Consider the following 13,926-nt stretch of genomic DNA (forward strand, 5'->3'; position numbering starts at 1 on the left):
CCAGCTCCCACATTTGTTATGGGTTGGCCGTTAGTCCAGCAAGTCCTTCAGGACCTGGGTGAATGCCCGGCTGCTTTCCTCTTCACCGGCATGCCGCCCGTCCCGCACCACCCACTTGCCATTGACCAGTACATCGCGCACCTGCCGATCACCTCCGGCGAACAACCAGCGGTTGAGAATTGCGTCCTCGGTAGCTGTGGCCAGGTACGGATCGTTACCGTCCAGCACGATCCAATCCGCACGCTTACCCACTTCCAAGCGACCAATCGGCTGGCCCAGCGCCTGTGCGCCACCGTCCAGCGCAGCATCGAACAGCGTGCGCCCAACCATCGGCTGATCACTGCGATACAGGCGATTACGCCGTTGATCGCGCAGGCGCTGGCCGTATTCCAACCAACGGAGTTCTTCCACCACGCTCAGTGATACATGGCTGTCGGACCCGATACCCATGCGTCCACCCTGGGCGAGGAAATCCACCGCCGGAAAAATCCCATCGCCCAGGTTCGCCTCGGTGGTCAGGCACAAACCGGCAATCGCTCGACTCTTGGCCATGCGTGTCACTTCATCGGGGTCGGCATGGGTGGCGTGTACCAGACACCAGCGTTCATCCACTTCAACATTGTCATACAGCCACTGCAGCGGGCGCTTGCCGCTCCAGGCCAGGCAGTCGTCGACTTCTTTTTGCTGCTCCGCGATATGGATATGCACCGGGCAAGTCTTGTCACTGGCGGCCAGGACGTCGTGGATTTGCTGGGGGGTGACGGCGCGCAGAGAGTGGAAACACAGGCCCAGTTGCTGCGCGGGTTGTGCCGCCAGGATCGGCTGCAAGCGTGCTTGCAGGTCCAGGTAGTTTTCGGTGCTGTTGATAAAACGGCGCTGGCCTTCATTCGGCGCCTGGCCGCCGAAGCCGGCGTGGGTATAGAGCACCGGCACCAACGTCAGGCCGATCCCGCTGCTGGCGGCCGCCAGGCTGATCTGGCGCGACAGCTCGGTACGGTCGGCGTACGGTTGGCCGCTGACATCGTGGTGCACGTAATGAAACTCGGCCACCGAGGTGTAGCCGGCCTTGAGCATTTCGATATACAGCTGGCGGGCGATGACCTGCAATTGCTCGGGGTTGATCTTGCCGACCATGCGGTACATCAGGTCGCGCCAGGTCCAGAAGCTGTCATTGGGGTTGCCGGCCACCTCGGCCAGGCCCGCCATGGCGCGCTGGAACGCATGGGAATGCAGGTTCGGCATGCCCGCCAATACCGGGCCCCTGAGCCGTTCGGCAGCGTCTGCACTGGCATTGGGCTCAACCTGGGTCAGCAGGCCATCGGCGCTGACTTCAAGACGTACATTGTTGGCCCATCCATCAGGCAGCAGCGCGCGTTCGGCAAAGAAAGCGGACATGGTCAAGGCACCCCGGTCGTGTGTTTATTTGTATATACATATACAGACGTTTGCCTGCTCGGTAAACTCCGGCAATCTATGCATCTTTTCTTCCTGCAAGGATTCCCTGTGCCGACTCCGCCCGCCAAGTCTTCGCTGGCTGCCCACATGGACGAAAGTCCGGCGCCCTTGTATGCCCGCGTCAAACAGATGATCAGCCAGCAGATCCTCAACGGCAATTGGCCGCCCCATTACCGTGTGCCCTCGGAGAGCGAGCTGGTCAGCCAGTTGGGTTTCAGCCGCATGACCATCAACCGCGCCCTGCGCGAACTGACCGCCGAAGGGATGTTGGTGCGCATGCAGGGGGTCGGCACGTTCGTCGCCGAGCCGAAGAGCCAGTCAGCGCTGTTTGAAGTGCACAACATTGCCGATGAGATTGCTTCCCGCGGGCATCGGCACACGTGCCAGGTCATCACCCTGGGCGAAGAAGCCGCCGGTTCCGAGCGTGCCGTGGCCCTGGAAATGCGCGAAGGCGGGCGGGTGTTCCACTCGTTGATCGTGCATTACGAGAACGATATCCCCGTGCAAATCGAAGACCGTTTCGTCAACGCCCTGGTCGCGCCGCAATACCTGCAACAGGATTTCACCCAGCAGACTCCCTACGCCTACTTGAACCAGGTGGCACCGTTGACCGAGGGCGAGCACGTGGTTGAGGCGATCCTTGCCGACGCAGCCGAGTGCAAGCTGTTGCAGATCGAGCCAAGCGAACCGTGCCTGTTGATTCGTCGTCGTACCTGGTCCGGTCGCCAGCCGGTAACCGCTGCGCGCTTGATCCACCCCGGTTCCCGTCACAGCCTGGAAGGGAGGTTCAGCAAATGAGTGAAGTCAAGATCTGGCGCGCTGCCGACTATGTGCGCATGCCGTGGAAAAACGGCGGCGGCAGTACCGAAGAGATCACCCGTGATGCGGGCACTGGCCTGGATGGATTTGGCTGGCGCCTGTCGATTGCCGATATTGCCGAATCGGGCGAATTCTCCACGTTCGCCGGGTACCAGCGCGTGATTACGGTGATCAAGGGCGCGGGCATGGTGCTGACCGTGGACGGCGAGGAACAGCGCGGTTTGTTACCGTTGCAGCCGTTCGCGTTCGAGGGAGACAGCCAAGTGACGTGCCGCCTGATTACCGGGCCAATCCGCGATTTCAACCTGATCTATTCGCCTGAGCGTTATCACGCGCGTTTGCAGTGGGTGGATGGGGTACAGCGGTTCTTCAGCACGGCGCAGACGGTGCTGGTGTTCAGCGTGGCGGATGAAGTGAAGGTATTGGGCGAGAAGCTCGGCCACTATGATTGCCTGCAAGTGGACGGTAACACTGGGCTGCTGGATATCTCTGTCACTGGCCGCTGCTGCATCATCGAACTGACCGCACGCGATTAAAAACTGTGGGAGCTATCCCCAAGACCGCGCACCAATTTGTTACCGAATGCCCCAGCGTGACGCAAAGCCGCGCTGTCGTGACAAATCCTCTTTGCTGTAAAACGCCTCCGTAAGAAATTTCATTAAACCTCCAAGCCTTGATTATCAAGGCTTGCGCGCACCTTCGAAAAAAATCTGCAAGGCTCGTTTCAAAAGTTGGCCGCTCGATTGCATATGCTTGTACATACAAGTAAAGATGTGTGCGTAAGACTCTCCTTCGCACCATCCATGTTCGCGCATCGATCGCCGAGGAGTCCTAGCAGTGACCAAGTCTACAAAATACCGTGACGTCGAAATCCGCGCCGCCCGCGGTAACAAGCTCACCGCCAAAAGCTGGCTGACTGAAGCGCCGCTGCGCATGCTGATGAACAACCTCGACCCACAAGTGGCCGAGAACCCGAAAGAACTGGTGGTGTACGGCGGTATTGGCCGTGCGGCGCGCAATTGGGAATGCTACGACCAGATAGTCGAAAGCCTCACCAATCTGAACGACGACGAAACCCTGCTGGTGCAATCGGGCAAACCGGTCGGCGTGTTCAAGACCCATAGCAATGCACCCCGTGTGCTGATCGCCAACTCCAACCTGGTGCCGCACTGGGCCAGCTGGGAACACTTCAACGAACTGGATGCCAAGGGCTTGGCCATGTACGGCCAGATGACCGCCGGCAGCTGGATCTACATCGGTAGCCAGGGCATCGTTCAGGGCACCTACGAAACCTTCGTCGAAGCTGGCCGCCAGCATTACAACAGCGATTTGACCGGTCGCTGGGTGCTCACCGCCGGTCTCGGCGGCATGGGCGGGGCCCAGCCGTTGGCGGCAACCCTGGCTGGGGCCTGCTCGCTGAACATCGAATGCCAGCAGGTCAGCATCGATTTCCGCCTGAGCAGCCGTTATGTCGACGAGCAAGCTACCGACCTCGACGACGCCCTGGCACGCATTGCCAAGTACACCAAGGAAGGCAAGGCCATCTCCATCGCCCTGCTGGGTAACGCCGCCGAAATCCTGCCGGAACTGGTCAAGCGTGGTGTACGTCCGGACATGGTCACCGACCAGACCAGCGCCCACGACCCGCTTAACGGCTACCTGCCAGCCGGCTGGACCTGGGACGAATACCGCGCCCGTGCCAAGACCGAGCCGGCCGCCGTGATCAAGGCCGCCAAGCAGTCGATGGCCGTACATGTCAAAGCCATGCTGGAATTCCAGAAGCAAGGCATCCCGACCTTCGACTACGGCAACAACATCCGCCAGATGGCCCAGGAAGAAGGCGTGGAAAATGCCTTCGATTTCCCGGGTTTCGTACCGGCCTATATCCGCCCGCTGTTCTGCCGTGGCATCGGCCCGTTCCGTTGGGCTGCACTGTCCGGCGACCCGCAGGACATCTACAAGACCGACGCCAAAGTCAAAGAACTGATCCCGGACGACGCCCACCTGCATAACTGGCTGGACATGGCTCGCGAACGCATCAGCTTCCAGGGCCTGCCGGCCCGTATCTGCTGGGTTGGCCTGGGCCAGCGCGCCAAGCTCGGCCTGGCCTTCAACGAAATGGTACGTAGCGGCGAACTGTCCGCGCCGGTGGTGATCGGCCGTGACCACCTGGACTCCGGCTCTGTGGCCAGCCCGAACCGCGAAACCGAGGCCATGCAGGACGGCTCCGACGCCGTGTCCGACTGGCCACTGCTCAACGCCTTGCTCAACACCGCCAGCGGCGCGACCTGGGTCTCGCTGCACCACGGCGGCGGTGTGGGCATGGGCTTCTCCCAGCATTCGGGCATGGTGATCGTCTGCGACGGTACTGACGAGGCGGCCGAGCGGATTGCCCGCGTGTTGCACAACGACCCGGCGACCGGGGTGATGCGCCACGCGGATGCGGGTTATCAGATTGCTATCGACTGCGCTAAAGAACAGGGCCTGAACCTCCCAATGATCAAGTAACGGCTGGCGCAATACCTGTGGGAGACGACGCGGTCTGACAGTAAGACCGAGGTGATGCTATCGCAGGCAAGCCAGCTCCCACAGAAGAGCAAGATGCATACAAAACAATCCATCAGAGGTTGAACAACATGGCTGCGAATGACACCACCCCGTTGATCGAAAGGCGCTCGATCGACTACATCCCGGAAGCGGAAAGACATGGTCGTCTATTTAGCCAGTTCACCCTGTGGATGGGCGCCAACCTGCAAATCACCGCGATTGTCACCGGGGCCCTGGCCGTGGTGCTGGGCGGTGATGTGTTCTGGTCGTTGATCGGCCTGCTGGTCGGTCAACTGATTGGCGGCGGCGTCATGGCCTTGCATGCGGCCCAAGGCCCCAAGCTTGGCCTGCCGCAGATGATTTCCAGCCGGGTGCAGTTCGGCGTGTATGGCGCGGCCATCCCGATCGTGCTGGTGTGCTTGATGTACCTGGGTTTCACCGCAACCGGGACCGTGCTGTCGGGTCAGGCGCTGGGGCAGTTGTTTGGGGTCAGCGACAGTGTCGGCATCCTGATCTTCGCCAGTGTCATCGTGCTGGTCACCGTGCTGGGTTATCGGGTGATCCATTTCATCGGCCGTGTCGCCAGCGTCGTTGGCGTGATTGCCTTTATCTACCTGTTCAGTCGGTTGATGAGCCAGACCGACGTTGGCGCGCTCCTGCAAATCCGTCATTTCAGCTGGAGCAGTTTCCTGTTGGCTGTGTCGCTTGCGGCGTCCTGGCAGATCGCATTCGGCCCTTACGTGGCGGATTATTCGCGTTACCTGCCAAGCAAGACCTCCTCGGTGAAAACCTTTCTCGCCGCTGGCGCAGGTTCGGTCGTCGGTGCACAAGTGGCGATGGTTCTCGGCGTGTTTGCCGCGGCGATGTCCAACGGGCAGTTCGCCGGTCATGAAGTGGCCTATATCGTGGGCTTGAGCGGCACGGGTGCCACCGCTGCATTGCTGTATTTCAGCATCGCGTTCGGCAAGGTCACCATCTCGACCCTGAACTCCTATGGCAGCTTCATGTGCATTGCGACCATCGTCAGCGGTTTCCGTGGTCGCCTGGAGGTCACGCGTCTGCAGCGGCTGGCGTTCGTGCTGGCCATCGTCGGCGCGGCGACCCTGATCGCGTTGCTCGGCCAGCATTCGTTCCTCGGTGCGTTCAAGTCGTTCATCCTGTTCCTGCTGGCGTTCTTTACGCCCTGGAGTGCGATCAACCTGGTGGATTACTACTGCATTACCCGCGAGCGCTATGACGTGCCAGCACTGGCCGACCCGAACGGCCGCTACGGGCGCTGGAACCTGCTGGGTATCAGCGTCTATATCTTCGGCGTGCTGGTGCAGTTGCCGTTCATCTCCACCAAGTTCTACACCGGCCCTTTGGTGGCCGCCCTGGGTGGCGTGGATATTTCCTGGATCATCGGCCTGGTACTGCCGGCGGCCCTGTATTACGTGTGTGCGAAAAAATGGCACGGCACGGTACCCGATCATCTGATCCTGCCAAAAGAGCAGGGCGCTTTACCCACAACAAACGGGCTGGCTGCACAAGCCTGATGGGACGTGGACAGGGCAGGACGCCTACTGACTGCCGTAATCCATTTCATGATTGGGAGCGTCACAACAATGACTATGAATAAGACCTTGCTGGCTACCTTGTTCTCGGCTGGCTTGCTGGCAAGCGCCGGCGTCCAGGCGGCCGGCTGGTGCGAATCCGGCAAACCGGTGAAATTCGCCGGCCTGAACTGGGAAAGCGGCATGTTGCTCACCGACATCCTGCAAACCGTGCTGGAAAAAGGCTACGACTGCAAAACCGACAGCCTGCCGGGCAATTCCATCACCATGGAAAACGCCCTGGGCAGCAATGACATCCAGGTATTCGCCGAGGAGTGGGTAGGCCGCAGTGAAGTCTGGAACAAGGCCGAGAAGGCCGGCAAGGTCGTGGGCGTCGGTGCACCGGTGGTGGGTGCGGTCGAAGGCTGGTACGTACCGCGTTATGTGATCGAAGGCGACGCCAAGCGCAAGCTGGAAGCCAAGGCTCCGGAGCTGAAAAACATCGCCGACCTGGCCAAGTACGCCTCGGTATTCAAGGATCAGGAAGAACCCTCCAAGGGCCGCTTCTACAACTGCCCGGCCGGCTGGACCTGCGAGTTGGACAACAGCGAAATGCTCAAGAGCTACGGCCTGGAAAGCACCTACACCAACTTCCGCCCGGGCACCGGCCCGGCGCTGGATGCGGCGGTGCTGTCGAGCTACAAGCGCGGCGAGCCGATCCTGTTCTACTACTGGTCGCCGACGCCGCTGATGGGCCAGGTCGACCTGGTCAAGCTGGAAGAAAAACCCGGCGTGGATAAGCGCGTGAGTATCAAGGTCGGCCTGTCCAAGACCTTCCACGAGCAAGCCCCGGAACTGGTGGCCGTACTGGAAAAGGTCAACCTGCCCATCGACCTGCTGAACCAGAACCTCGGCCGCATGGCCAAGGAGCGCATCGAGTCGCCCAAACTGGCGAAAATTTTCCTCAAGGAACATCCTGAAGTCTGGCACGCCTGGGTGAGCGACGACGCAGCCAAGAAAATCGACGCGGCCTTGTAGGTCAAGTGTGCACGGCTACCCTCGGGGTGGCCGGGCGGCTGGCCACAACCCACTGGATCGAGAGCACGATATGTTTCCTGAGAGTTTTACGTTTTCCATCGCCGACTGGGTCAACGGTTGGGTGGACTCGCTGGTTACCAACTACGGCGATGTGTTCCGGCACATCTCCGACACCCTGCTATGGGCCATCGTCAACCTGGAAGGGTTGCTGCGCATGGCGCCCTGGTGGCTGATGCTGGCCATCGTCGGCGGCGTTGCCTGGCACGCCACGCGCAAACTGGTAACCACGGCGGTGATCGTCGGTTTGCTGTTCCTGGTGGGCGCCGTTGGCCTGTGGGACAAGCTGATGCAAACCCTGGCCCTGATGATGGTCGCCACGGTGATCTCGGTGCTGATCGGCATTCCCCTGGGCATCCTGTCGGCGCGCAGCAATCGCCTGCGTTCGGTGCTGATGCCACTGCTGGACATCATGCAGACCATGCCGAGCTTCGTGTACCTGATCCCGGTGCTGATGCTGTTCGGCCTGGGCAAGGTCCCGGCGATCTTCGCCACGGTGATCTACGCCGCGCCGCCACTGATTCGCCTGACGGACCTGGGCATTCGCCAGGTCGATGGCGAAGTCATGGAAGCCATCAACGCCTTCGGCGCCAACCGCTGGCAGCAACTGTTCGGCGTGCAACTGCCGCTGGCGTTGCCGAGCATCATGGCCGGGATCAACCAGACCACCATGATGGCGCTGTCGATGGTGGTGATCGCCTCGATGATCGGCGCCCGTGGCTTGGGCGAAGACGTGCTTGTCGGCATCCAGACCCTCAACGTCGGCCGTGGCCTGGAAGCCGGGCTGGCGATCGTGATTCTCGCAGTGGTCATCGACCGCATTACCCAGGCCTATGGTCGTCCACGGCATGAGGCGAGCAAATGACTACCGTCAGCAAAATCGAAGTAAAGAACGTCTTCAAGATCTTCGGCGCCCGTTCCAAGGATGCCCTGGCCATGATCGGCCAAGGCAAGACCAAGGACCAGGTACTGGCCGAGACCGGCTGCGTGGTCGGCGTCAATGACCTGTCCCTGAGCATCGGCACTGGTGAGATCTTCGTGATCATGGGCCTGTCAGGTTCTGGTAAATCCACCCTGGTACGTCATTTCAATCGCCTGATCGACCCCACCAGCGGCGCGATCCTGGTGGACGGCGAAGACATCCTGCAACTGGACATGGACGCCCTGCGCCAATTCCGCCGGCACAAGATCAGCATGGTGTTCCAGAGCTTCGGCCTGTTGCCCCACAAGAGCGTGCTCGACAACGTTGCCTACGGCCTGAAAGTACGTGGCGAAACCAAGCAGGTGTGTGCTGAGCGTGCCCTGCACTGGATCGAAACCGTGGGCCTCAAGGGCTATGAAAACAAATATCCGCACCAGCTTTCCGGCGGCATGCGCCAGCGTGTGGGCCTGGCCCGCGCCTTGGCGGCCGACACCGACATCATCCTGATGGACGAAGCCTTCAGCGCCCTCGATCCACTGATCCGCGCCGAGATGCAGGACCAGTTGCTCGAGCTGCAAAAGACCCTGCACAAGACCATCGTATTTATCACCCACGACCTCGACGAGGCCGTGCGCATCGGCAACCGCATTGCGATCCTCAAGGACGGCAAGCTGATCCAGGTCGGCACGCCGCGGGAGATCCTGCATTCGCCGGCGGATGAGTATGTGGATCGGTTTGTTCAGCGGCGGGCGGCGGTGGTCTGAGCCCAACCCTGTGGTGAGGCGACTGGCGCCATCGGGGGCAAGCCCCCTCCCACATTTGAAATGCATTCCCCTGTGGGAGGGGGCTTGCCCCCGATGGGGCCGGTAAGGCTGCACAAGAATTGAAGAAGGTATGAAGATGCCCCAGGCAACAACAACAATCATCATCGCCGACACCCCGATGCGCTGGCAGGACGTGGCCGCCGTGGCTCGCCATGGCGCCGTGCTCGAGCTCTCGGGCCAGGCCTGGGCGCGCATCGACAACGCCCAGGCCATCGTGCAACGCATCGTCGCCAGCGGCGAGCGCGCCTATGGCGTCAATACCGGCCTGGGCGCCTTGTGCAATGTGTCGCTCAAGGGCGAGCAATTGAGCCAGCTGTCGCGCAATACACTGTTGAGCCACGCCTGTGGCGTCGGCCCGGTGCTCAGCGACGAGCAGACCCGCGTGATCATCTGCGCGGCAATCATCAACTACAGCCACGGCAAGTCCGGCCTGCACCCACAGGTGGTGCACTCGTTGCTGGCGCTGCTCAATCACGGCATCACCCCGCAAGTGCCGTCCCAGGGTTCGGTAGGTTACCTGACCCACATGGCCCATGTTGGCGTGGCCTTGCTCGGCGTCGGCAATGTGAGCTATCGCGGCCAGGTGGTCACGGCGCAACACGCTTTGCAGGCTGAAGGCTTGCAACCCGTGGTGCTCGGCGCCAAGGACGGCCTTTGCCTGGTCAACGGCACGCCGTGCATGACCGGCCTGAGCTGTTTGGCCCTGGCCGATGCCCACCATCTGCTGCAATGGGCCGATGTGATCGGTGCCATGAGCTTCGAAGCCCAACGCGGCCAGATCGACGCCTTTGACGAAGCGATCATCGCCCTCAAGCCGCACCCGGGCATGCAGCAGGTCGGCAGCAACCTGCGCGCCTTGCTCGACGGCAGCGAAGTCATCGCCAGCAGCAAAGGTATTCGCACCCAGGACGCCCTGAGCATTCGCTCGATCCCGCAGATCCACGGCGCGGCTCGCGATCAGCTTGAGCACGCCACCCGCCAGATCGAGACTGAACTCAACAGCGCCACGGACAACCCACTGCTGCTTGGCACCCCGGATAACTATCGCGTGGTATCCCAGGCCAACCCGCACGGCCAGTCCGTAGCGCTGGCCGCCGACATGCTGGCGATTGCCATGGCCGAAATCGGCTCGGTGGCCGAGCGTCGCCTGGACCGCCTGATCAACCCGCACGTCAGCGGCTTGCCGGCGTTCCTGGTCAGCAACCCCGGGGTCAACTCCGGGATGATGATCGTGCAGTACGTCGCCGCATCCTTGTGCGGGCAGAACCGCCAACTGGCGCAACCGGCGGTGCTCGACAACTTCGTCACCTCGGGCCTGCAGGAAGACCACTTGAGCATGGGCACCAACGCCGCGCTCAAGCTGCACCAGGTGCTGGCCAACGTCACCCAGATCCTCGCCATCGAGTACCTGCTGGCAGCCCAGGCGTTCGAATTCCTCAAGGACCAGCGCTTCGGCGTGGGCACCGACCACGCCTGGCGCTTGCTGCGCGAAGTGGTCCCCGCTTACGAGCAGGACCGTTGGCTGGCGCCGGATATTGCCGCCGCTGCCCAGCTGCTTAAAGACACTGCATTACCGAATTTGCACTGAACACCTAAGAACAATTCACAAGGAGTATGAATGTGACTGCGCTAAACCTGATTCCAGGCCAACTGACCCTCGCCCAACTGCGGGCCATCTACCAGCAGCCGGTAACCCTCAGCCTGGATGACAGCGCCTCGGCCCAGATTGAAGCCAGCGTTGCCTGTGTGGAGCAGATTCTCGCCGAGAACCGCACCGCCTACGGCATCAACACCGGTTTCGGCCTGCTCGCCTCGACCCGTATCGCAAGCGAAGACCTCGAAAACCTCCAGCGTTCCCTGGTGCTGTCCCACGCCGCAGGCGTCGGTGAGCCGATCAGCGATGCGCTGGTGCGGCTGGTCATGGTGCTCAAGGTCAACAGCCTCAGCCGCGGGTTCTCCGGGATCCGTCGCCAGGTGATCGACGCGCTGATCGCGCTGATCAATGCCGAGGTGTACCCGCACATTCCGCTCAAGGGGTCGGTCGGCGCCTCCGGTGACCTGGCGCCGTTGGCGCACATGTCCCTGGTACTGCTTGGCGAAGGCAAGGCACGCCACAAGGGCCAATGGCTGGAAGCCACCGAAGCGCTGAAAATCGCCGGCCTCACGCCGCTGACCCTGGCCGCCAAAGAAGGCCTGGCCCTGCTCAATGGCACCCAGGTATCCACCGCTTATGCATTGCGCGGCCTGTTCGAAGGCGAAGACCTGTTCGCCGGCGCCCTTGCCTGCGGCGGCCTCACCGTAGAAGCCGTACTGGGTTCGCGCTCGCCGTTCGATGCGCGTATTCATGCGGCGCGTGGTCAGCGTGGACAGATCGATGCGGCTGCGGCCTATCGTGACCTGCTGGGCGAAAGCAGCCAGGTGTCGCAGTCGCACCAGAACTGCGACAAGGTGCAAGACCCGTACTCCCTGCGTTGCCAGCCACAGGTCATGGGCGCGTGCCTGACCCAGTTCCGCCAGGCTGCCGAAGTGCTGGTGGTCGAAGCCAACGCGGTGTCGGATAACCCGCTGGTATTTGCCGCCGAAGGCGACGTGATTTCCGGCGGTAACTTCCACGCCGAACCGGTGGCCATGGCGGCCGACAACATGGCCCTGGCCATCGCCGAAATAGGTTCCCTGAGCGAGCGGCGTATCTCGCTGATGATGGACAAGCACATGTCGCAACTGCCGCCGTTCCTGGTGGGTAATGGCGGGGTGAACTCCGGTTTCATGATTGCCCAGGTCACTGCCGCTGCACTCGCCAGCGAGAACAAGGCATTGGCCCATCCCCATAGCGTCGACAGCCTGCCGACCTCGGCGAACCAGGAAGACCACGTCTCCATGGCCCCGGCCGCGGGCAAGCGCCTGTGGGAAATGGCCGAGAACACCCGTGGCATTCTCGCGGTGGAATGGCTTGCAGCCTGCCAGGGCCTGGACCTGCGCGACGGCTTGAAAACCTCGCCTGCGCTTGAAAAAGCCCGGAGCATCCTGCGCGACAAAGTAGCGTTCTACGACAAGGACCGCTTCTTTGCCCCGGACATCAATGCCGCCAGCGAACTGCTTGCCACCCGTTGCCTGAATGAGCTGGTGCCGGCCAAGTTGCTGCCGAGCCTTTAAGCTCACCGGTACCCAATGTGGGAGCTGGCTTGCCTGCGATAGCGGTGTATCTGCGCCAGATGGGCTGGCTGGAAGTCCGCCATCGCAGGCAAGCCAGCTCCCACATTGATTTTCGCCAGATTCAGATTTTCTCGGGATAAGAATAATAGGGAAGAGAAATGCACCAGCAAGAAAAAGGTTTGAAACGCGGGCTCAACGCCCGCCATATTCGCTTCATGGCGCTGGGTTCCGCGATCGGCACCGGGCTGTTCTACGGCTCCGCCTCGGCCATCCAAATGGCCGGCCCTGCCGTGCTGCTGGCCTACCTGATCGGCGGCGCCGCAGTGTTCATGGTGATGCGCGCCCTCGGTGAGATGGCTGTGCACAACCCGGTGTCCGGCTCCTTCGGCCAGTACGCCAGCACCTACCTGGGGCCAATGGCCGGGTTTATCCTCGGCTGGACCTATGCGTTTGAAATGATCATCGTCTGCCTGGCCGACGTCACCGCCTTCGGCATCTACATGGGCTTCTGGTTTCCCGAAGTCGCCCGTTGGGTCTGGGTGCTGGGCATCGTGTTTTTGATCGGCGGCCTGAACCTGTGCAACGTCAAGGTTTTTGGCGAGATGGAGTTCTGGTTGTCGCTGCTCAAGGTCGGCGCCATCGTGGCGATGATCCTCGGCGGTTTCGGCATCATGCTGTTCGGCATTCACTCGGCGGGTGAAACCCAGGCCAGTGGCTTGAGCAACCTGTGGGCCCACGGCGGCTTCATGCCCAACGGCATCGGCGGGCTGATTGCCTCGTTTGCGGTAGTGATGTTTGCCTTTGGCGGGATCGAAATCATCGGCATCACGGCCGGCGAAGCCAAGGACCCGCAGCGGGTGATCCCCAAGGCGATCAACGCGGTGCCGCTGCGCATCCTGTTGTTCTATGTGCTGACCCTGTTCGTGCTGATGGCGATCTACCCATGGCCGCAGATTGGCAGCCAGGGCAGCCCGTTCGTGCAGATCTTCAGCAACCTTGGGATCGGCTCGGCGGCGACCATCCTCAACATCGTGGTGATCTCGGCGGCCGTGTCGGCGATCAACAGCGACATCTTCGGCGCTGGCCGCATGATGTACGGCCTGGCCCAGCAAGGGCAGGCGCCTAAGGGATTTGCACAGTTGTCCAGGCAGGGCGTGCCATGGATGACTGTAGTGGTGATGGGCGCCGCGTTGCTCGGCGGTGTGGTGCTCAACTACCTGATCCCGGAAAACGTGTTCCTGCTGATCGCGTCGATTGCCACCTTCGCCACCGTGTGGGTGTGGCTGATGATTTTGTTCACCCAGGTCGCCATGCGTCGCTCCATGACCAAGGAACAGGTCGCCGAGCTGAAATTCCCGGTACCGTTCTGGCCCTATGCGCCGGCAGCGGCCATTGTGTTCATGCTGTTTGTGTTTGGCGTGCTCGGTTACTTCCCGGACACCCAGGCGGCCTTGATGGTCGGCGCCGTGTGGATCGTGCTGCTGATCCTCGCTTACTTGCTGTGGGTCAAGCCCGCCGCCGGGCAAACGGCCAGGGTCCACTACGACCCGGCCTTGTCTCATCGATAACTTAGGGAGGC

Annotated in this window: 11 protein-coding genes; 10 read left to right on the top strand and 1 reads right to left on the bottom strand. The window is 61.6% G+C overall.

All coding sequences use genetic code 11. The features are described 5' to 3' along the window. Positions 1-30: 30 nt before the first annotated feature. On the bottom strand, positions 31-1,395 hold the full coding sequence (locus TU73_RS01225; protein ID WP_057010618.1) for a formimidoylglutamate deiminase: 1,365 nt from the start codon (positions 1,393-1,395) through the stop codon (positions 31-33). 147 nt (positions 1,396-1,542) lie between these two features. On the opposite strand from TU73_RS01225, the gene hutC reads away from it, so the two are divergent. From hutC to TU73_RS01275, 10 genes are all read left to right on the top strand, one after another. Beyond that, entirely contained in the window at positions 1,543-2,253 is a 711-nt protein-coding gene (gene hutC / locus TU73_RS01230; RefSeq protein WP_231984834.1) for a histidine utilization transcriptional repressor HutC, read from the top strand. Then, positions 2,250-2,810: a HutD/Ves family protein gene (locus tag TU73_RS01235; protein ID WP_057010620.1), complete on the top strand. Its 561-nt coding sequence runs from the start codon at positions 2,250-2,252 to the stop codon at positions 2,808-2,810. Before hutC ends, TU73_RS01235 begins: the two co-directional genes overlap by 4 nt. Before the next feature lie 301 nt (positions 2,811-3,111). Then, the gene (gene hutU, locus TU73_RS01240) at positions 3,112-4,782 is read left to right on the top strand and encodes a urocanate hydratase (RefSeq protein WP_057010621.1); all 1,671 of its coding nucleotides are present in this window, start codon (positions 3,112-3,114) and stop codon (positions 4,780-4,782) included. 128 nt (positions 4,783-4,910) lie between these two features. Further along, positions 4,911-6,356 (top strand): purine-cytosine permease family protein, encoded by a 1,446-nt coding sequence (locus tag TU73_RS01245; protein WP_057010622.1) that lies wholly within the window; start codon positions 4,911-4,913, stop codon positions 6,354-6,356. Between the two features lie 69 nt (positions 6,357-6,425). Then, a complete protein-coding gene (locus TU73_RS01250) occupies positions 6,426-7,391 on the top strand; it encodes an ABC transporter substrate-binding protein (protein WP_057010623.1) in 966 nt (321 codons plus the stop codon). A gap of 70 nt (positions 7,392-7,461) precedes the next feature. Next, the gene (locus TU73_RS01255; RefSeq protein WP_034108788.1) at positions 7,462-8,313 is read left to right on the top strand and encodes an ABC transporter permease; all 852 of its coding nucleotides are present in this window, start codon (positions 7,462-7,464) and stop codon (positions 8,311-8,313) included. Then, positions 8,310-9,134, top strand: coding sequence for a quaternary amine ABC transporter ATP-binding protein (locus TU73_RS01260; RefSeq protein ID WP_057010624.1), 825 nt, complete (start codon positions 8,310-8,312; stop codon positions 9,132-9,134). The genes TU73_RS01255 and TU73_RS01260 overlap by 4 nt, the downstream gene beginning before the upstream one ends. Positions 9,135-9,270: 136 nt before the next feature. After that, entirely contained in the window at positions 9,271-10,782 is a 1,512-nt protein-coding gene (locus tag TU73_RS01265; protein ID WP_057010859.1) for an HAL/PAL/TAL family ammonia-lyase, read from the top strand. Positions 10,783-10,808: 26 nt separating this feature from the next. Next, positions 10,809-12,347 carry a histidine ammonia-lyase gene (gene hutH / locus TU73_RS01270; RefSeq protein ID WP_156421190.1) on the top strand — a complete coding sequence of 513 codons (1,539 nt, stop codon included), beginning with the start codon at positions 10,809-10,811 and terminating at the stop codon, positions 12,345-12,347. Between the two features lie 158 nt (positions 12,348-12,505). Beyond that, positions 12,506-13,915, top strand: coding sequence for an amino acid permease (locus TU73_RS01275; RefSeq protein ID WP_057010625.1), 1,410 nt, complete (start codon positions 12,506-12,508; stop codon positions 13,913-13,915). Positions 13,916-13,926 lie beyond the last annotated feature (11 nt).

Origin of the sequence: Pseudomonas libanensis (assembly GCF_001439685.1) — a bacterium.
Lineage (GTDB): Bacteria > Pseudomonadota > Gammaproteobacteria > Pseudomonadales > Pseudomonadaceae > Aquipseudomonas > Aquipseudomonas libanensis.